General features: G+C 59.5%; 21 protein-coding genes. 11 read left to right on the top strand and 10 right to left on the bottom strand.

The genetic code is table 11. The annotated features are described in order from the left end of the window. Nucleotide 1: 1 nt before the first annotated feature. Together ACR0MO_RS09690 and regB are read right to left on the bottom strand one after the other, a co-directional pair. On the bottom strand, nucleotides 2-1,510 hold the full coding sequence (locus ACR0MO_RS09690) for a PAS-domain containing protein (protein WP_480890959.1): 1,509 nt from the start codon (nucleotides 1,508-1,510) through the stop codon (nucleotides 2-4). A gap of 68 nt (nucleotides 1,511-1,578) precedes the next feature. Continuing rightward, the gene (regB, locus tag ACR0MO_RS09685; RefSeq protein ID WP_480872878.1) at nucleotides 1,579-2,976 is read right to left on the bottom strand and encodes a sensor histidine kinase RegB; all 1,398 of its coding nucleotides are present in this window, start codon (nucleotides 2,974-2,976) and stop codon (nucleotides 1,579-1,581) included. A 90-nt stretch (nucleotides 2,977-3,066) separates the two neighbouring features. Here regB and ACR0MO_RS09680 point away from each other — a divergent pair, with 90 nt between their 5' ends. Then, nucleotides 3,067-3,693 carry an SCO family protein gene (locus tag ACR0MO_RS09680; RefSeq protein ID WP_480890956.1) on the top strand — a complete coding sequence of 209 codons (627 nt, stop codon included), beginning with the start codon at nucleotides 3,067-3,069 and terminating at the stop codon, nucleotides 3,691-3,693. 80 nt (nucleotides 3,694-3,773) lie between these two features. Then, nucleotides 3,774-4,328: an ActR/PrrA/RegA family redox response regulator transcription factor gene (locus ACR0MO_RS09675; protein ID WP_050604676.1), complete on the top strand. Its 555-nt coding sequence runs from the start codon at nucleotides 3,774-3,776 to the stop codon at nucleotides 4,326-4,328. Between the two features lie 44 nt (nucleotides 4,329-4,372). Here the strand turns inward: ACR0MO_RS09675 and ACR0MO_RS09670 are convergent, their stop codons facing one another. The 3 genes from ACR0MO_RS09670 to ACR0MO_RS09660 form a co-directional block, all read right to left on the bottom strand. Continuing rightward, the gene (locus tag ACR0MO_RS09670; RefSeq protein WP_480708456.1) at nucleotides 4,373-4,861 is read right to left on the bottom strand and encodes a CHAP domain-containing protein; all 489 of its coding nucleotides are present in this window, start codon (nucleotides 4,859-4,861) and stop codon (nucleotides 4,373-4,375) included. 355 nt (nucleotides 4,862-5,216) lie between these two features. Then, on the bottom strand, nucleotides 5,217-5,933 hold the full coding sequence (locus ACR0MO_RS09665; RefSeq protein ID WP_170453321.1) for a hypothetical protein: 717 nt from the start codon (nucleotides 5,931-5,933) through the stop codon (nucleotides 5,217-5,219). Between the two features lie 14 nt (nucleotides 5,934-5,947). Then, complete coding sequence (locus ACR0MO_RS09660) at nucleotides 5,948-6,538, bottom strand: HD domain-containing protein (RefSeq protein WP_170623554.1); 591 nt, start codon at nucleotides 6,536-6,538, stop codon at nucleotides 5,948-5,950. A gap of 206 nt (nucleotides 6,539-6,744) precedes the next feature. Between ACR0MO_RS09660 and ACR0MO_RS09655 the strand changes: the two genes are divergently transcribed. The 3 genes from ACR0MO_RS09655 (at nucleotide 6,745) to ACR0MO_RS09645 (ending at nucleotide 9,311) form a co-directional block, all read left to right on the top strand. Further along, on the top strand, nucleotides 6,745-7,059 hold the full coding sequence (locus ACR0MO_RS09655) for a hypothetical protein (protein WP_170623556.1): 315 nt from the start codon (nucleotides 6,745-6,747) through the stop codon (nucleotides 7,057-7,059). Nucleotides 7,060-7,162: 103 nt separating this feature from the next. Further along, on the top strand, nucleotides 7,163-8,551 hold the full coding sequence (gene ahcY, locus ACR0MO_RS09650) for an adenosylhomocysteinase (RefSeq protein ID WP_170623557.1): 1,389 nt from the start codon (nucleotides 7,163-7,165) through the stop codon (nucleotides 8,549-8,551). Between the two features lie 13 nt (nucleotides 8,552-8,564). Beyond that, a complete protein-coding gene (locus ACR0MO_RS09645) occupies nucleotides 8,565-9,311 on the top strand; it encodes an extensin family protein (protein WP_170623559.1) in 747 nt (248 codons plus the stop codon). 14 nt (nucleotides 9,312-9,325) lie between these two features. On the opposite strand, the gene ACR0MO_RS09640 is transcribed toward ACR0MO_RS09645, so the two are convergent. Next, complete coding sequence (locus tag ACR0MO_RS09640; RefSeq protein ID WP_170453317.1) at nucleotides 9,326-9,973, bottom strand: DUF899 family protein; 648 nt, start codon at nucleotides 9,971-9,973, stop codon at nucleotides 9,326-9,328. A 191-nt stretch (nucleotides 9,974-10,164) separates the two neighbouring features. Between ACR0MO_RS09640 and ACR0MO_RS09635 the strand changes: the two genes are divergently transcribed. Beyond that, the gene (locus tag ACR0MO_RS09635; RefSeq protein WP_170453316.1) at nucleotides 10,165-10,506 is read left to right on the top strand and encodes a DUF2853 family protein; all 342 of its coding nucleotides are present in this window, start codon (nucleotides 10,165-10,167) and stop codon (nucleotides 10,504-10,506) included. A gap of 225 nt (nucleotides 10,507-10,731) precedes the next feature. Here the strand turns inward: ACR0MO_RS09635 and ACR0MO_RS09630 are convergent, their stop codons facing one another. From ACR0MO_RS09630 to tsaD, 4 genes are read right to left on the bottom strand one after another with little or no spacing between them, the layout of a single operon-like run. Further along, nucleotides 10,732-11,154: an EVE domain-containing protein gene (locus tag ACR0MO_RS09630; RefSeq protein ID WP_170453315.1), complete on the bottom strand. Its 423-nt coding sequence runs from the start codon at nucleotides 11,152-11,154 to the stop codon at nucleotides 10,732-10,734. After that, on the bottom strand, nucleotides 11,154-11,423 hold the full coding sequence (locus ACR0MO_RS09625) for a YciI family protein (RefSeq protein ID WP_170453314.1): 270 nt from the start codon (nucleotides 11,421-11,423) through the stop codon (nucleotides 11,154-11,156). The genes ACR0MO_RS09630 and ACR0MO_RS09625 overlap by 1 nt, the downstream gene beginning before the upstream one ends. A gap of 1 nt (nucleotide 11,424) precedes the next feature. Further along, on the bottom strand, nucleotides 11,425-12,387 hold the full coding sequence (locus ACR0MO_RS09620) for an NAD(P)H-dependent glycerol-3-phosphate dehydrogenase (RefSeq protein WP_170623562.1): 963 nt from the start codon (nucleotides 12,385-12,387) through the stop codon (nucleotides 11,425-11,427). Further along, on the bottom strand, nucleotides 12,384-13,481 hold the full coding sequence (tsaD, locus tag ACR0MO_RS09615; protein WP_480890951.1) for a tRNA (adenosine(37)-N6)-threonylcarbamoyltransferase complex transferase subunit TsaD: 1,098 nt from the start codon (nucleotides 13,479-13,481) through the stop codon (nucleotides 12,384-12,386). Before tsaD ends, ACR0MO_RS09620 begins: the two co-directional genes overlap by 4 nt. 130 nt (nucleotides 13,482-13,611) lie before the next feature. Between tsaD and ACR0MO_RS09610 the strand changes: the two genes are divergently transcribed. The 5 genes from ACR0MO_RS09610 (at nucleotide 13,612) to ACR0MO_RS09590 (ending at nucleotide 19,291) form a co-directional block, all read left to right on the top strand. Then, a complete protein-coding gene (locus ACR0MO_RS09610; protein ID WP_480890949.1) occupies nucleotides 13,612-14,292 on the top strand; it encodes a uroporphyrinogen-III synthase in 681 nt (226 codons plus the stop codon). Nucleotides 14,293-14,358: 66 nt separating this feature from the next. Beyond that, complete coding sequence (locus ACR0MO_RS09605) at nucleotides 14,359-15,639, top strand: COG4223 family protein (protein ID WP_480890946.1); 1,281 nt, start codon at nucleotides 14,359-14,361, stop codon at nucleotides 15,637-15,639. 10 nt (nucleotides 15,640-15,649) lie between these two features. Next, nucleotides 15,650-17,137, top strand: coding sequence for a heme biosynthesis HemY N-terminal domain-containing protein (locus ACR0MO_RS09600; protein ID WP_480872862.1), 1,488 nt, complete (start codon nucleotides 15,650-15,652; stop codon nucleotides 17,135-17,137). 82 nt (nucleotides 17,138-17,219) lie between these two features. Further along, the gene (locus tag ACR0MO_RS09595; protein ID WP_170453308.1) at nucleotides 17,220-18,317 is read left to right on the top strand and encodes an MHYT domain-containing protein; all 1,098 of its coding nucleotides are present in this window, start codon (nucleotides 17,220-17,222) and stop codon (nucleotides 18,315-18,317) included. 140 nt (nucleotides 18,318-18,457) lie between these two features. Continuing rightward, a complete protein-coding gene (locus tag ACR0MO_RS09590) occupies nucleotides 18,458-19,291 on the top strand; it encodes an FAD binding domain-containing protein (RefSeq protein ID WP_170453307.1) in 834 nt (277 codons plus the stop codon). The last annotated feature ends 12 nt before the right edge of the window (nucleotides 19,292-19,303 follow it).

Genomic DNA, 19,303 nt, shown 5'->3' with positions numbered 1-19,303 from the left:
TTCAGGCGCTGATTTGCTGGATTGGAGTTCGGTCCAGCACGGCGGCGTCACAGGCAAAGCGCACAATGGTCGCGCCGTTCTGCATTGGGGTCACCGTGCACTCCAGTTTGGTGCCGTCGCGCATCCCGATCTCAGCTGACCATTCGGCCCGGTTGTCGCGCATTTCAACGAAATCGCGGATCTCGCCCAGAATGGGCGTGGCAACACAACGCTCCTGCCATTTGCGGGTCACATCCATGACCGAGTCGCTGTGGAATCCTGCATCCTCGGCATCGCCCCAAAGCTTTTGATAGGCGTAGTTGGTCAGCGCCAGCGTGCCATCATCCGCAAAGACGGCAATGGCGTCTGCCAGCTTGTCCAGAATCGATTGCATCAGGTCCATTTCCGCACGGAACCGGCGGGTCAGGGTAATCTCGGCCGTGATATCTTCGAACAGAAAGGCGACGGCCCCATCGGGATGCGGACGACCGCTGACAGAATAGACCGAGCCGGACGGCAGAGACCATGTTTCCTGATAATTCCCATCCTCTGCCGCCTCGAGCAGATCGTTCATCTGCTTGCGCCACGACCGGTAATTCTTGGGTTCCGGCATCATATGCTGATCCCGCAGCCGGTCAAAGAAACTGGACAGGCTGGGACGGCAGCTTAGGAAATCCGGGGGCAGGGTGGTCAGGTCGATCAGGGCCGGGTTGAACAGGGCCAGCTGACGGTTGCGGTCAAAGATGGCCAGACCGATGGAGAGCTGTGCAAAGGTCTTGGTCATCGTCTGCACGAATTTGCGCTGGGCGGTTTCCGCCTCGACAATCGCGTTGACGTCCATGGCATAGCACAGGCAGCCCTCGTCATGTTCGATCTGGGTCAGGTCGAACCATAACTGACTGTCGCTGCCGACAACATCAATCGGGATGCGGGTTTTCCCGGCAGGTCTTGGGTCACCCTTTTGGGTCGGAAACAGTGGCGCAGTCAGATCCACGTCCTGACCGCGCGCCTTGCGGGCCAGCGCGATATAAGCGGCGTTGCACCACGTAACCCGGTTTTTGTGGCCCCAAAGCCAGACCGGATAGGGGGCCTGATCCATCGCCAGCCGGATCGGATCGTTCGGATCGCGCAGTTGACTTTCGGATGATTTCGCAGGTTCGTGCAACTGCACCCGTACGATTCCGTCGATCCATTCGCACAGAACCTCTCGCTCAACCGTGCAATCGATGGCAGAGACCACCAGATTGCCCTGATCACGCACGATATCCGGCGTTTCCGGAAAGTTGGGGAAGTCCCGCTGCAACAAGCGGCGCAGCCCGTCCCAATCCCCCACCTGCTCGAACCCTGCCAGCGCGATATCGGAATGGCTGATCAGCCGATCCCCGTCGAACAGAAACACTGCGTCAAACAGCAAGGCGTTCGAAAACATCCCATAGCTTTCATCCCGGCGCGCGCGGCGCGGAAGCAGCCATTGAATGGCCAGACAGCACGATACAAGGCTGATTGCGGCCAGGATGATCCAGTCAGCCATAGAAAACCCCATGCCAGAACAAATGCTGGGATCAGACTATGGCTCTGATTGGTTAACGGTCTGTTAATTCAGACCTGGATGTGCTGGTTGCTGCCCGAAGGCACCGGCGTGTCGCCCTTTTGCGCGTCAATCAGCTTGCGCGGCCAGGACACCCGCACAATCGCGCCCTTGTGGGCGGGATTGTCGGACAGGTGCTGATAGGGGTCCGATCCGTTGGCAAATTCCAGTTCGGCCCCGCTGCGTTCCAGCAGGGTCTTGGCGATGAACAGGCCCAGCCCCATCCCTTCGTATTCCGGGCGGGCGCGCTGATCGGTCTCGGCCCGGCGACGGCGCATAAACGGATCCCCGATCCGCCCAATCAGGTGCGAGGGGTAGCCGCGACCGTCATCCATGATGCTGACGGTGATCTGATCCGTGGTCCAATGCGCCTCGACCCAGACATTGGCGCGCGAGAAATCCACCGCGTTCTGGATCAGGTTGCGCAGGCCATGAATGATCTCGGGTTTGCGCAGGATCGAGGGCTGTTGCACGTCCCCATCCTGTGCCGGGCCTTCGGCGAAGTGAACTATCTTGCCGCGCTCGATATGCGGTTCTGCGGCCTCATGCACCACGGTCGAGATCGGGGCCTGCCGCAGATGCAGGTCATCCTTCCCGGCCCGGCCCATATCGCGCAGGATATCGCGGCAGCGGTCGGCCTGTTCGCGGATCAACGCGGCGTCTTCTTTCAGGTCGGGTCGGTCATCCAGCTCTTCGATCAACTCGGAACTGGTCAGTTTGATCGTGGCCAGAGGCGTCCCTAATTCGTGTGCGGCAGCGGCAACCACACCGCCCAGATCGGTCAGCTTCTGCTCACGCGCCAGGGCCATATGGGTGGCCGACAGCGCCTCGGACATGGATTGCACCTCGGAACTGACGCGGTGCGAATAAGCGCCGATGAACACGATGGCGATCAGGATCGCGGCCCAGTTGCCGAACAGAAGAATATCCGGAATGCGCAGAATCAGCCCGATATCGGTGCGCAGGGGCAGGTGAAATTCGGCCAGCAGGGTGGCCAGAATGATGGCAACGCCACCAACGATCAAAGTGGACCGCGTGCTCATGACATTGGCCGAGATCGTGACGGGCCCCAGCAACAGCAGGGCAAACGGATTGTTCAGACCGCCGGTCAGGTACAGCAGAAACGCCAGTTGCATCAGGTCGAACAGCACCATCAGGAAGTTTTCGAATTCGGTCAGGCGCTTGTTCTGCGGGAACAGGAAAATCGCGGTCAGATTGCCCATGACCGAAACACCGATGGCCAGATAGCACAGCCCAACCTCAAGCTGCACGTGATAGGTTTGCTGGGCCACGGTGATCGCGGTGATCTGCCCCACGATGGCCACCCAGCGCAACAGGATCAGCGTGCGCAGCCGGATCCAGCTGCTGCGCTCCTGGCCGCGCCAAAACGTCTGGTTGGAATCTGCCATCGGTCGATTATGTCCTGTTGCATCGGCTGATCATCTTGATAGGTGTCCCGGCCGAAACGATCAACAACCCCTTGCGCACGGATAATCGCCATGACCCGCCTGTATGCTGTTCTCGCAACCGTTGTTCTGGCTATTGGCCTTGGGGCCATGTGGCTTTTGACGCAAGGGTCGGGCTCGGACGACAAGTTCGCGCAATGCCGGTCCAGTCAGATCGCCGGGGGTACAGCGGCCATTGGCGGGCCGTTCGAGCTGATTAACGGCAAGGGCGAGACGGTAACTGACGCAGATGTGATCACCGAACCGACGCTGGTTTATTTCGGCTATACCTTTTGCCCCGATGTCTGCCCGTTCGATATGTCCCGCAACGCCGAGGCGGTCGATATTCTGGCCGGGCGCGGGTATTCCACGACGCCCCTGTTCATCTCGATCGATCCGGATCGGGACACGCCCGAAGTGGTCGGCGACTATGCCTTCAACCTGGGTGGCAAAACCATCGCGCTGACGGGATCGCCCGAACAGGTCAAGGCCGCCAGTCAGGCCTACAAGACCTATTACAAGGCCCATGACAAAAGCGATGAATACTATCTGGTCGATCATTCGACATTCACCTATCTGGTGACGCCCGAGGATGGGTTTCTGGAGTTCTTCAAGCGCGACGAAACCGCCCAGCAGATGGCCGACAAGGTTGGCTGTTTCCTCGATCAAGGCGCGTCCTGACAAGGTTGTTTGACCTTTGTTCCCGCGCTGCTATTACTCTTGTTCAAGCCAACGGCATGACATAGCGGAAAGACCTAAGAATGGCAGACAGTTCTCAGCTTGATATCGGCCCTGACAAATCCCTGCTTCTGGTGGATGATGACGAGCCGTTTCTGAGACGTCTGGCCAAGGCCATGGAAAAGCGCGGGTTCGAGGTTGAAACTGCCGGTTCCGTCGCCGCAGGTCGCGCGATCTCTACCGCCCGTCCGCCCGCCTATGCAGTTGTCGATCTGCGGCTCGAGGATGGCAATGGTCTGGATGTGGTCGAGGTTCTGCGTGAAAAACGCCCCGACAGCCGGGTTGTTGTACTGACCGGCTATGGTGCGATTGCAACCGCCGTGGCGGCTGTGAAGATCGGCGCGACGGATTACCTGTCAAAGCCCGCCGACGCCACCGACATCACCAACGCGCTGCTGGCCAAGGGTGATGAACTGCCCCCGCCGCCGGAAAACCCCATGAGCGCCGACCGCGTGCGGTGGGAGCATATCCAGCGGGTCTATGAGCTGTGCGACCGGAATGTCTCGGAAACCGCACGGCGGCTGAACATGCACCGCCGGACGTTGCAGCGGATTTTGGCGAAGCGTAGCCCTCGGTAAAAAGCAGAGCTTTGACTGGTCTGTTCAAAGGGTAGTCTTTAAGACTACTCGCCAGACTTCGGATAGATGAACCCGTTCACCGGGTACAAACTGCCATACTGACCCGGAAGGCTTTCGACCCGAACCAGCGTCCAGTCGTTGTTTTTGGACACATCCCTCACGCCCATCTTCAACGACACCTTGTTGCGGTGCCAGTTGGCGTGGTTCACGATGACTTCCCGCTCGGTCACAACATCGGACACAACTGCCACGTGGCCCAGCGGCATCCCGCGGGTTGCCCGAAACGACATGACCGAACCGACAACCGGTTCATTGCCCCGCGCGAAACCACTGCGCGCCTTGCCCCACCAGTCCTTGGCGTTGCCGCGAATTTCGATACCGCTGAGGTCGCGCGCATAGGGCACGCACCACACCCTCTGCCCCCGAGACTGCTTTTGCGAGACCTCGCGCAGCGCCATTGACTGACGTTCCGGATCGAGCTGTTCATCGCTTGGACCATGGGCGCAGGCAGAGACCAGACTCAAAAGTCCCACCGCAATTGCGGTTCGGGCTGCGCCGGACAAGCGCGGCCAAGTCGTGTCTGTTTTGCGTGTGCCGGTGCTCAAGAATCTTCACTGTCCATTCGAAGACACGTGAGTTTTAGGGGGATCAGATGTGTTGTGAAAAGAGGTCTGTCAGCTCGTGGCAAGATTTCGCCGGTTCTTTGTTACACAAATAGGACAATAGCCGGGCCAGAAGGGGAAAATAACGAAGTGTTTGACTACCTGATATGGGCACAGCTTGTTCGAGACGGCGCGACGTCTGAGAATGCATGCAGGACATAGTAGTGGAATTTGGCGGCGTGTAGTCGTAGGTGATTATTGTCTCTTGAGCGCGCTTTTTGATCAACTAGTGTTTTATCTCGCTCTCGAGTTTTGCAATAAAATCCTTGCGAGCTATTGGGTTGGAGAACCAGAAAAGCCCCTTTGTTTTGAGCGCGCTGAGTACAAACTCTGTTCTTATTGCCGCCTCACCGCTTCGTAGAGAAAACACGCCCGTCGTCATAAGTCCATCACTACAAGAAACTTGGTGCTCAGAACTCGCGCCGAAGGCCTTTCCGGTTTCGCTTTCGAAGAAGTATCGAAAATCCCTGAACTCTTGAGGTGAAAGAAAATGGCGGATTTTAGTTTCTTCATATCCCCAAGCCAGAGGAGAAATAACAATTCTGTCTGCCGCCTCTGCCTTACACTCCTTGTAACTAAGTCTTCTTAGTTTTTGCCAGACACCGGTTTGGTAAAAGGATTTGATCTCGGTTAATTGCTGTGCATCGAATGTCTTAAGATATGATTTCGCAAAATCGTCAAGCTGCTCGTCGATGGCAACATCTGTGATTTCATTAGGAACAAGGATTTCGAGGCGCTCGGCATCTCTTACTCTTATGTTGTGGTTTCTCAACAGACTATCGAGGTACCTAACATAATACTTTGAAGCATTGGTTCTCATCGTGCGAAGTTCTTCTTCTAGAAACCGTTGGCTAGCGATATATTTAGCATCGTCTTCTGGAGATGCAGATGCCGTAAGTGCAAGGCAGCACAATAAAATCACTGTGAAACACAGCCTATTCATCTCGAAACTTCCTACTATCTCTCAAGCAACGCGCTATGCCGTGCCACATACGCTTCTCTTACCTCAACCGGCGGTCTTAGCGTGATCGTCAGCCCCTCCGTCACCGCCCGATCCGGACGACCGAAGAACTTCGTCGCCTCAGCCTCGGAAAACCCCGCGATCTGGGTGGCCTCCATCCAGGCGCTGATCTTGTCGGCTTTCTTGATCTGCCGTTTCACCGTTTTCGGCACCTCTGCCGGCAACCCGAACCGGATGTGGATGGCTGCTGCCAACCGGTCATCCAGCGCGCCATAGTCCGGGCCGACGGCGGATTTGACGGGTGAGATCATGTCGCCGATCACATATTCCGGCGCGTCGTGTAACAGGGCTGCAAGTCGCCATTTCGCGGGCGCTTTGGGGGCGATACGGCCAAAAATCTCTTCGACCAGCAAGGAATGTTCGGCCACGGAATAGGCGAAATCGCCGTTTGTCTGCCCGTTCCAACGCGCCACAAAGGCCAGACCATGCGCGATATCTTCGATCTCGATATCCACCGGTGTCGGGTCCAGCAGGTCCAGCCTGCGGCCTGACAGCATCCTCTGCCATGCTCGGGGTTGTGTTGCCATTCTGCCATGCCTTGTGAAGTGGGACACATTAAAATCGTATTTTTCTGCTATGATGTACCTGTCAGGATCACTTGCTGCCAACGTTTTCTTGAGCGTTCGTGCTTTGAAACATCACCACTCGATCCCGACATAAAAACCGAGGGGGGCACACGCTTCTCCCGGTGTGCGCCTCTCACAAATGCAACGCGAAGTGAAAGGAGCAAGTTATGTTCAAGCGTTTATTTGCAATTGCCCTGACTTTTGGCATGGCCGCCACGGCCCCGCCCGCCCTTGCCCGCACCTGTGCAGAGCGCGAGCATGTGATTGCCAAGCTGCAGGATAGTTACTCGGAAGAGTTGGCTTTTGGCGGTTTGCAGAAAACACGCGGCGCGCAGTCGGTCATGGAGGTTTGGACCTCAAAAGAAACGGGCAGTTATACCGTTTTGGTGACCCAGGCGAACGGCATTTCCTGTATTGTCGCCGTTGGCACCGATTTTTTCGAAGCGATCCCGAAAGTCAAAGTTGACGGCACGCCAAGCTGATAAAACTGGCGTAACACTCCGTTTTCGGACATCCACATTGCCACCTGCCCCAAGGGATGTTAGGGGCAGCCAAGTGTGATTGACCGGAAAAATGGAGCGCCAGATGGCCGGGGACTATATCGTTAAAGACATTTCGCTGGCCGGGTTTGGCCGCAAGGAACTGGATATCGCCGAAACCGAAATGCCGGGGCTGATGTCCTTGCGTGCGGAATATGGCGACAGCAAGCCATTGTCGGGCGCGCGCATCGTCGGTTCGCTGCACATGACCATCCAGACAGCCGTTCTGATCGAAACGCTGACAGCACTTGGCGCGGATGTGCGCTGGGCCTCGTGCAACATCTTCTCGACCCAGGACCATGCGGCGGCAGCGATTGCCGAGGCTGGTGTTCCGGTCTTTGCCATCAAGGGTCAAACGCTGGAAGAACACTGGGATTATCTGGACAAATCCTTCCTGTTCGAAGACGGCCCCAACATGATCCTGGACGATGGCGGCGACGCGACGCTTTATATCCTGCTGGGCGCCCGCGCCGAAGCGGGTGAGGACATCATCCCCGTTCCGGGTTCGGAAGAGGAAGAGGTGATCAAGAAGCAGATCGCCAAGCGTATGGCGGCAAGCCCCGGCTGGTTCACCAAGATGCGCGACCAGATTCAGGGCGTCTCTGAGGAAACCACTACCGGCGTGAATCGTCTGTACCAGCTGGTGAAAGACGGCCACCTGCCGTTCCCGGCGATCAACGTGAATGACAGTGTCACCAAGTCGAAGTTCGACAACAAATATGGCTGCAAGGAATCGCTGGTTGACGGCATCCGCCGCGCCACCGACACCATGATGGCTGGTAAGGTTGCTGTTGTGTGCGGCTATGGCGACGTGGGCAAAGGCTCGGCGGCTTCGCTGCGTGGCGCAGGTGCCCGTGTGAAAGTCACCGAAGTTGATCCGATCTGCGCGCTGCAAGCCGCGATGGACGGGTTCGAAGTGACCCTGCTGGAAGACGAAGTCGAAAGCGCGGATATCTTCATCACCACCACCGGCAACAAGGACGTGATCCGCATCGAGCATATGCGCGCGATGAAGGACATGGCCATCGTCGGCAATATCGGCCATTTCGACAATGAAATTCAGGTGGCCAGCCTGAAGAACCACAAATGGACCAACATCAAGGAACAGGTGGACATGATCGAGATGCCCTCGGGCAACCGTATCATCCTGCTGTCCGAAGGTCGCCTGCTGAACCTCGGCAACGCCACCGGGCACCCGTCTTTCGTGATGTCGGCGTCCTTCACCAACCAGGTCCTGGCGCAGATCGAGCTGTTCACCAAAGGCGACCAGTACGAAAACAAGGTCTACATCCTGCCCAAGCATCTGGATGAGAAAGTCGCGCGCCTGCATCTGGACCGCATCGGTGTGAAGCTGACCAAGATGGACAATGAACAAGCGGCCTATATCGGTGTTGCGCCGGAAGGCCCCTATAAGCCCGAGCATTACCGCTACTGATCGCGGATCGGGTATGAGCAAACGCACAGGACGCCGCCGGATTTCGTATCTGGCGGCGTCTTTCTTTTCGATCATCGTATTTCTATTTCTTGTTGGTTCGGGCGGGTATCTGTTGCTGTCCCATCCGCAATCGCCTGTTCCATCGCATTGGAATCCGATGCGGGATCTGGCCGTGAAAGCCCGGGTCACACCAGTTACCAGATACCAATTGAGCCGGGCGCTGGCGGATGAGGCGCAGTGCCGGGCGGCCCTGTCCGACGCGGGCGCGGCGTTTGAACCGATGGAGGATCTGGTCGTTGATCAGAATTGCGGCATTGCCGGTCGGGGCGCGTTGTCGCAACTGACCTCAGCCAAGGTCGCGCTTGTTGAGACACGCTGCACCACCGCCCTGCGTCTGGCGATGTGGGAACATCACGTGGTCCAGCCAGCCGCGCAGGAGATTCTGGGCACCACAGTCCGGTCCCTGCGCCATCTGGGCAGCTATAACTGCCGCCGCATGCGCACCGCCCAAGGTGAAAACAGCGGGTGGAGCAGCCATGCCACGGCGGATTCGATCGACATCATAGGCGTTACCCTGGCCGACGGACGGGCGCTGAACCTGTTGGACGACTGGACCGAACCCGGCCCCGAGGCCGATTTTCTGCGTCAGATCGGGCGCGGCGCATGTGATTGGTTTCGCGTGGTGCTGGGCCCTGATTTCAACCGCTTGCATGCCGATCATTTTCACCTTCAGGGGCCCGGCTGGGGCTATTGCCGATAGCCGAGCGCGCCGTTTCAGCGTAGGGAGGGCATGAAATCTTCGCGGCCCTGCGGTGTGAAATCCAGAACATTCCACAATGGCCATGCCGCATCCACATGCCGGGGATGCCAATCGCTGGGTTCAAAGAACAGCTCGGAACTCCAGAAATGGTGAATGCCGTCCGAAAGGCGCTGAAAGACATTCAGGATGGGAAGCTGGTCACCCCCGTCGGTCTCGGCCAGATAGTCGCTCTGGTACCGCGTCCCAAGCGCGGAATATAACGGGAGCGCATTCCAACCCATCTTGTCTTTGAGGGACAACAGTTTTTCGGGCGTGTTCTGCGCCACCACCGCAACCGATGCCTTTTGCGCCAGATGATGGATCTGAGAGTTCAACCCATCCAGAAAGGCCGAGCACATCGGGCAAGGGCGTTCCGCATCCGGTCCGTACATCAGCGAATAGATGATCAGCGTATCCTTGTCGCTAAACAGCGACGACATCGGTGCGGCCTCGCCGGTAAGTTCTCGGAACGCGTAATCGTTTGGGATCTTGCCCCCGACAGGCAGAGCACGGCGCAAGGCCGCGACCTCTTCAACCTTTGCTCTCAGGTCCCGCTCGGCGGACAGAAGCGCGTTACGAGCGGATCGATATGCGGTGGTTTCATTGGGTAGGGAAACGGGCATCAGGACCTCCGGGATTCGTAATTAACAAAAAGGTTAAATAAAAAATTCACGAAAATCAATTCGCGGCGTTCCGCAAAGTTCGGCCTAGGGGGAAACCTTGTGATTTTTCCCTTTTGGGAAATCTCATTGCAAGGCTAGTCTCTCGGGCATCGGTGAAAAGTGCCGTGACAACGGATTAAGGAGAATGGGACATGGGCAAACGCGACGATTTGATCGCCAAATACGCTGAAGATCTGAAAGGCAAATGTGGGATGGACCCCGATATGGACCTGCTGACAAAGGTCACCATCGGTTGCGGTCCGGCGATCTATGACGCGGATGCGTCGACAGTGGCGGCCAGCCAGGAAGGTGAACTTGAGACCGTCAAGAACAACTTCCTGATCAAGAAACTGGGCCTGTCCGACGGTCCCGAGCTGATGGAAGCGATCAACAAGGCCATGGAGACCTATGGCATGTCCGAGCGCAACAAATACCGCGCGGTCGTCTATTACATGCTGACCAAGCATTTCGGGAAAGAATCCGTTTACGGTTGATCCCCGGACAATACGATTACGAACGCCCGCCTGTCCCCAAGGCGGGCGTTTTGCATTTGAATTGGATTCTAAGGACTTGCCGTTTGAAACGCGGTCGCGGATCGGGCTATGGTCAATCCAGTGACCAGGACGGTCAGAACCAGATTTTCGATACACGTGTGGTGAGTAGGGAGCACGTGGGGTAGGGAAGGTTCTGCGCCGTGCAGGGCCTTCCCTTTTTTACGTTCAATCCGCTTGGGTTTCGCCCAGAGCACAGATTGTAACCCATTCCGCATCGCTGACAGGCTGCACGGACAGGCGTGAGTTTTTGACCAGCACCATCTCGGCCAACCGCTCATCCGCTTTGATCTGATCCAGCGTCACGGGCTCGGCGAACGGGCGCACCGCCTTGATGTCAACGCATTCCCAGCGTTCGTCATCGGTGGTGCTGTCGGGATGGGCTGCGGCGCAGACCTCGACGATACCGACAATCGCCTTGTCCTTTTGCGAATGATAGAAAAAGCCGCGATCCCCCACGGCCATCTGCCGCATGAAATTGCGTGCCTGATAGTTGCGTACGCCATCCCATTCTTCGCCCACATTGCCCTTGGCGACCTGCTGATCCCAGCTCCAGGTCGAGGGTTCGGATTTGAACAGCCAATACGCCATCAGCCGATCACCCTTTTCCAGGGGATCAACTCGACCGACTCGAACAGCCCCGCCAAAGCATAGGGATCGTTTTCAGCCCAGGTTTTGGCCTCGGCCATGTCCTCGACATCCAGAATGACCAGAGATCCGATCATGTCCTCTTGCTCCAACAGTGGCCCGGCTTGCGAGACGACGCCGGTTTCCTCGATATAGGCCAGGTGGGCCGCGCGGTTGTCCAGACGGGTTTGCAGCGCGCCAGCTTTGTCTTTGGCGATCAGGGCGATGAGCATTCTATTCCTCCTTAAGCGGCCGACCCAGCAGGGACTGAATCGCCTGAGCTACACTGTAGGCACCGTCGCTGAGTTCCGCCACCGTTGTGCTGATTGGCATGTCCAGCCCCTCGGCCTTGGCGATCTTGGCCATGGCGCGGGCCGTGGCGACACCTTCGACGGTTGTGGTCTTGTCGAACGGCTGATCCAGACCCAAACACAGGCCAAAACGATAGTTTCGCGACAGTTCAGATGAACAGGTCAGCACCAGATCGCCCAACCCGGACAGCCCCATCAACGTATCCGGTTGCGCCCCGCGCTGGGCGGCAAAGCGCTGCATCTCGGCAAAACCGCGGGTGATCAGGGCAGCCCGTGCGCTGTCTCCCAACCCTGCCCCGATAGCAGCGCCGCAGCCGATGGCCATGACGTTTTTCAACGCGCCGCCCAACTCGGCCCCGGTGGTGTCGGTGGTGCGGTAAAGGCGCAGGTTTGCGGTGGTCAGCCGGGCTTGCAGGTCTTCGCCCGTAGAGGCGTCTGCGCAGGCCAATGTCAGCGCCGTAGGCAGGCCGCGCGCGATGTCATCGGCAAAACTGGGCCCGGTCAGCAGTGCTGGTTGGGCATCCGGGACGGTTTCACGGATCACCGCCACCGGGCCAAGACCAGTGGACAGTTCAATCCCCTTGCAGCAGGCGACCAGGGTTTTGCCCGCCAGTGCCGTTCGGTGCTGGGTCAAGGCCGCGCGCAACTGCTGCATAGGCACCGAGACCAACAGCAAATCCGATTGGCACGCCTGATCGATCTGCGCCGTCACCGTGATCTGGGGCGGCAAAGGCACACCGGGCAGGCGTTGTGCGTTCTCGGCCGTCTCCTGCATGGCGCGGGCTTGCACTGCGTCGCGCGACCACAAGGTGACAGGCCCGTTGCCTGCCAGAGAAATCGCAAGGGCGGTTCCGAATGCGCCAGAGCCCAGTACTGAAACGCTCATGCCTTGGCCCCTTTCTTGCCGCTGCCCAGCATCGCCGGGCTGGTTTGATCCAAGGGCCAGCGTGGACGTGCGGTCAGGTCCAGACCATCCTGCGCGCCGGTGCGAAAGCGTTCAAGCCCGGCATAGGCGATCATCGCCGCGTTGTCGGTACACAAGGCCAGCGGTGGGGCAGTGAACGAAACGCCTTGTTCGGAAGAAACAGTCTCTAACGCGGCCCGAATGGCGGAATTTGCGGCCACACCCCCGGCCACTGCGATCACAGGATCGGCAGGGTTTTGTTCCAAATACAGACCGATCGCGCGACGGGTTTTCTCGGCCAGCGTATCCACAACCGCCTGTTGGAACCCGGCGCACAGATCAGCGCGGTCCTGCCGGGTCAGCCCGCCTTTTTCCGCCACGATCTGATCGCGCATCCGCATCAGCGCCGTTTTGAGCCCCGAGAAAGACAGGTCACATCCGGGCCGATCCAACAGGGGGCGCGGAAACCGGAACCGCTTGGGATCGCCCGAGCGCGCCTCGGCCTCGACCGAAGGACCACCGGGCTGCGGCAGGCCCAGCAAGCGGGCGGTTTTGTCGAATGCCTCTCCCGGAGCGTCGTCCATGGTGCCGCCAAGGCGGGTAAACGCCTCGGGGCCATGGGCGATCAGGTATTGGCAATGACCGCCCGAGACCAGCAGCATCAGATAGGGGAATGATACGCCATCGGTCAGGCGCGGGGTCAGCGCATGCCCGGCCAGGTGATTGACGCCGATCAGCGGCAGACCGGTGGCCGCACTGATTCCTTTTGCGCACATCACGCCGGACATGACCCCGCCGATCAGACCCGGCCCAGCGGTCACGGCAATGGCGTCCATGTCGCCCAGACCCAATCCCGCAGCCGAAAGCGCCTGCACCACACAGGTGTCCAGCTTCTCGGCATGGGCTCGTGCCGCGATCTCGGGCACGACGCCTCCATAGGCGCTGTGCAGCTCGGTCTGGCCATGCACGACCGAGGACAGAATCTCGGCCTGTGCGCCCTCTGTCTGGCGCACCACGGCGGCGGCAGTATCGTCACAGCTGCTTTCCAATCCAAGGACGGTAAGTGTTTGCACCATTGGCACGATCCGTTGCATCATAATTGGCAAGCGGGGTATCACCCTGCGCGGATGCAAACAATCCCAAGGCCAAAGGCGCCGATCGTTGTATTTGTTGATGACACGCCCGCGCGCTGCCTCGGAGAGGTTTGTGGCGCAGCTGCCGACCCGCACCAGATCACGGGTGACCGTCATCCATTCCTCCATTCTGGAAATCAAACCGCTGCCGGTGCAGGTTTCAACATCCGACGTGCGGGGGCTTATCTTCTCGTCAGCCAATGCGGTGAACGCGGCGGCATCGATGGGGGTGAGCCGCGATCTGCCCGCTTATTGTGTGGGTCCGACCACGACCGGCACCGCCAAAGGTGCAGGCTGGGCGGCGCAGATGGTTGGCGGCACGGCCGAGGAACTGGTGGCCGCCCTGCTACAGATCCGGCCGCACAGCCCGCTGTTGCATCTGCGCGGCGAACACAGCCGTGGAAACGTGGCCGAGCGTTTGACGGAACTGGGTGTCACAACGCGGGAACAGGCGGTTTACCAGCAACATCTGCGACCGCTGAGCGCCGAGGCTTTGGCGGTTTGCAACGCAGATCAACCGATCATCGCGCCGATATTCTCACCCCGGACCGCGCGACAATTTGCCGACATCTGGGCCGGAACCGCGCCCCTTTGGCTGGCCGCGATCAGCCTGGCAACGGCGGAACCCCTTAAATCCTTGGGCTACACGCGCCTGAAGATCGCCAAAGAGCCGACGCCCGTAAAAATGCGCAAAGCCGTTAAAAAGCTTGTGAAACATGCGATGCGGGTTGAGGGCGAGCCGGGTGCAGATTAACTTGGACCAGTCTGTAGTTCTGGTGATTTTAGAATCGATAAGGGGAATGTGACGGTGGCGGGCAAAATGAAATCCGATCAGGAACCGGTGGAAACCCCGAAATCGGACGACGTAGCCGAAGGCGCAACTGTCGATCCAACTGTCGAATCTGATGACGCGGCTGTTGACCAGAACGACGCCAGCGAAGACCTGACTTCCGAAGCCGAAGCCGAAGCCGAAGCCGAAGCCGAAGCCGAAGCCGAAGCCGAAGCCGAAGCCGAAGCCGAAGCCGAAGCCGAAGCCGAAGCCGAAGCCGAAGCCGAAGCCGAGATTTCTGCGGATACGGCTGAACCGGCGCAGGCACAAGAAAAGCCTGCCGAACCGGCCCCCGAAAAACGCGGCGGTTTTGTTCCGGCCCTGCTGGGCGGCGTGATTGCTGCCGGACTTGGTTTTGTGGCCGGGCAGGGCGGGCTGTTCTCGTCGGGCGGGTCGGACACTGCGCAATCAATTGCCGCGCTGGAATCGAAACTGGCTGATCAATCGGATCAGATCGCAGCCCTGACAAAATCGCTGTCGGATGCGCCCGATGTCTCGGGCCTGTCAGATCAGGTGCAGGCCCTGTCGCAAAAGCTGGACCCGGTTGATGCCGACCTGACCGCGATGAAGTCCAGTGTCGCGGCGCTGAGCGGTCAGATCGCGCCTTTGGCCGATCGATTGACCGAGCTTGAAAAAAACCCGATTGCCGAAAACACCTCGCCCGAGGCGAATGCCGCTTTTGAGGCTGAGTTGAAGAAGCTACAGGACTCGCTGGCCGCACAGCGGGCCGAGGTTGAGAAGATGGTGGCCGATGCCCAGGCGCTTGAGGCCAAAGCCTCGGCCGAAGCACTTGCGGCGACCAATGCCGCGATCCTGTCGCGCCTGCATGGTCAGTTGGATACGGGTGCGCCATATTCTGATCTGGTGACCGAACTGCAAGCAGGCGGTGTGACCGTGCCGGATGCTTTGTCCGGCCCCGCCGACAAGGGGGTCGAGACGCTGCCAGCGCTCCGCGCCTCATTCGCGCCCGCGGCGCGCACGGCACTGGCCGATGCGCGGGATGCGGACAAAGGCACTGGCCTTGTCGCCTTTTTGCAGCGTCAGACAGGGGCGCGGTCGGTGACCCCTCAGGACGGGGATGACCCCGATGCCGTTCTGTCGCGTGCGCAGGCCGCTCTGGCCTCTGGCGATCTGAGCGGCGCACTGTCGGAATTGAAATCTTTGCCCGAAGCGGCGCAGACCGCGATGGCCGAGTGGGAGCAGGCGGCTCAGACCCGTGTCTCTGCCGTAGATGCCGCGAATACGCTCGCGTCCAGCCTGAACTCGAACTGAGGGACCTGCCATGCTGTGGTCATTGTTTAAAATCCTTGTTTTCGTTGCGATTATTGGCCTACTGGCCTTGGGGGCGCAGGCTTTGATGCAAACCAGCGGCGGGGTGCAGATCACTGTTGCGGGTACGGAATACACTTTGGGGCCGCTGCAATCCGTGATCGCGCTGGGTGTGCTGGTCGTTGCGGTTTGGCTGTTCTTCAAACTGCTCAGCCTGCTGATCGCGACGCTGAAATTCCTCAATGGCGACGAAACCGCCCTGTCGCGTTATTTCGACCGCAGCCGGGAAAAGCGTGGTTATGAGGCTTTGGCGGATGGTCTGATGGCACTGGCCTCGGGCGAAGGGCGCACGGCGATGACCAAGGCAAGCAAGGCCGAGAAACTGCTGAACAAGCCTGAACTGACCAACCTGCTGGTGGCGCAGGCGGCCGAGATGACCGGCGACACCAAAAAGGCATCCGAGACCTACAAGAAGCTGGTGACCAACAATGCCACGCGTTTTGTCGGTGTGCGGGGGATCATGAAACAGAAACTGGCTGAAGGCGACGATGAAACCGCGCGCAAGCTGGCGGAAAAGGCGCTGGCGATCAAACCGCGTCACGAGGAAACACAGGACGTTCTGCTGGGCCTGCAAACCAAGGCACAGGATTGGGCCGGCGCACGGTCGACGCTGACCTCGAAGCTGAAGGCCGGGTATCTGCCGCGCGATGTGTTCAAACGGCGCGATGCGGTTCTGGCCCTGTCCGAGGCCAAGGATATTCTGGACGAGGACGCGACAGTTGATCAGCAGGAACGCGCGATTGAGGCCAACCGCCTGTCGCCCGATCTGGTCCCTGCAGCGGCAATGGCCGCACGCGCCTATATCGAAAAGGGCAAACCCAAAGCCGCGACCAAGATCCTGAAGAAAGCGTGGGAGGTGCAGCCGCATCCCGATCTGGCCCATGCCTTTGCCGAAATTGCGCCGGATGAAACACCAGACCAGCGGATCAAGCGCTTTACCGCCCTGACACGGATTCACCCGGAAAACATGGAAACCCGACTGATCCTGGCCGAGCTGAATATCGTGGCCGAAGACTTCCCCGAAGCGCGTCGCGCGCTGGGCGATGTGGTCGAAAAGCAGGCGGATGCGCGTGGGTACACCCTGATGGCCGCGATTGAGCGGGGCGAGGGTGCAACGGATGCGGTGGTGCAGGGCTGGCTGGCCAAGGCGCTGAACGCGCCGCGCGGGCCGCAATGGGTCTGCACCAACTGCCATGACATTCAGCCGGAGTGGGCACCGGTCTGCCAGAATTGCGGCAGCTTCGACACGCTCAGCTGGCAGACCCCGCAAACGCCCGAGATCGCCAGCGCCACAGGCGTTCACATGCTGCCACTGATCGTCGGCGCGTTGGAAGACAAAACTGACGAGCCAGATGAGATGGAAGCGACCGAGCCCGAGGGTGCAGACGTCATCGAACTGGACGCCGAGCCGGTTGAGGAAAAGGTCGAAAAACAGGCCTGATCCCCGCGATTGCTGGGCAATTGTCCCGGACAGTTCGGTTTGCTAACGTCGCCCTTACGTCGGGGAGGGCGTACTGACCGAAATGCTGGACTACTCGCATAACCCGTGGCTTGTAGCGGCGTCACTGGCCGTGGCGCTGATGGCCGGGTTCACCGGGCTTTACCTGACGCACGGGGCCTCAAAGCTGGATGACCAAAGGCGCAAGTTCGTGGTGGCGCTGGCGGCGGTCATTTTGGGCGGCGGCATCTGGTCGATGCATTTTGTCGCCATGCTGGGCCTGCAACTGCCGATCCTCTTTTACTATGACGCGCTCATTACGCTGATTTCGGCCCTTGTGGCGATCCTGATGGTGGGACTTGCGTTGCTGTTGCTGCATTTCCGGCCTCGAACGATGCAGACCATGGTTTCAGCCGGGGTCATTGTCGGCCTTGGCATCGTGGTGATGCATTATGTCGGCATGGCAGGGATGGAACTGTGCCGCCCGGTCTACACGGTCTGGGACGTGGCGATTTCCACCGTGGCCTCGGTGGTTCTGTCGGTGCTGGCAATCTGGGTGGCCTATGACAACCGGACCCAGCGCAACATCCTGCTGGGGACGGTGTGTTTCGGTCTGGCCGTCTTCACGATGCATTTCGTGGCGGCGGGGTTGACCGATTTCATCGCCAGCGACAATGCAGGCAGGGCCGGGCCTGCACTGAACAATCAGGTGCTGGCGATGGGGGTCACGGTTTCGGTGTTTCTGATCTGCGGGGCCTTTCTGCTGACCGGGATCACCTTCATTGGACCGCAGCCAGAAATCGCACCGTCAGCGTCAGAACCCACGCAAGATCCTCAACCTACCGCCTTGCGCGCCGGTGTTCCGTTCGAGCGTGAAGGGCAGACCTTCTTTACCGAACCTGCCAGCGTGGCCGCGATCCGGGCCGAGGGGCATTACACCGTGCTCTACATGGGGGCCGAGAAACTGTTTTGCCCCTGGTCGATCACCGAGGCTGAATCGCGCCTGAAACCCGATGGCTTCTTGCGCGCGCATCGCAGCTATCTGGTGAACCCCAAACATGTCTCAAGCTTTGAGCGGCACAAAGACAATGGCACCTGCTACTTCGACGGGGTCGATGCGCTGAGCAAGGTGCCGGTCAGCCGATCCCGCCTGACGGCGATCCGCGACGCGCTGGGCCTTTGATCGCAACTCGTGCAGCCTATTCGCAACTCGTGAAACAAGCCGCGCGCCCCGTTTCACGTGACTGGCGGCACTAGCGCCCTCTCCTCTTTTCTTTCCTCAGGTCCCCCACGGCATACCGCTTGGACCCAGGGAGGAAAAACATGATACCAGCCGGTTTTGAGTATCACCGGCCAGGCGACATCGCCTCGGCCATCGGCATATTGCAGGAACACGGAGATGAGGCGCGTGTGATCGCGGGCGGGCACAGCCTGATCCCGATGATGAAACTGCGCATGGCCGAAATGGGTCATCTGGTCGACCTTCAGGCCATTGACGAGCTCAAGGGTATTGAGGTCGGCGCCGAGACCGTGACCCTTGGCGCGATGGTCACGCAGCATGAGTTGATCACCCATGACGGGCTGGCCGCAGCCATTCCGCTGATCCGCGAAGCGGCGCTGCAGATCGCTGACCCTCAGGTGCGTTACATGGGGACTGTTGGCGGCAACGTGGCCAATGGCGATCCGGGCAATGACATGCCGGGGCTGATGCAGTGTTTGAACGCGACATTCGATCTGTCCGGCCCCGATGGTGCCCGCAGCGTCGCTGCGCGGGAGTTCTACGAGGCCGCGTATTTCACCGCGCGTGAAGACGAAGAAATCCTGACCCGCATCTCGATCCCGGTGCCGGGTGCAGGCGTTGGTCAGGCTTATGAAAAGCAAAAGCGCAAGATCGGCGATTACGCGACGGCTGCTGCTGCGGTGATGGTGGGCAACGGAACGGCTTCGGTTGCGATGACCAATCTGGCTGACACGCCGGTCTGGTCCGAGGCCGCGAGCGCCGCTCTGGCAGGCGGCGATGTTGAGGGCTGCGTGGCGGCGATGCTCGACGCGATCGACCCGGTGGCCGACAACCGCGGCCCTGTCGAATTCAAGAAACACGTGGCCGCCGTGATGCTGCGCCGCGCCATCGACCGTGCGCAACGCCGCGCGGGGTGAGGAGGGGAACAC

Source organism: Ruegeria sp. K5 (genome assembly GCF_056531805.1).
The sequence above is the reverse complement of the archived record's forward strand: the minus strand, read 5'-3'. Positions and strand labels throughout refer to the sequence as shown.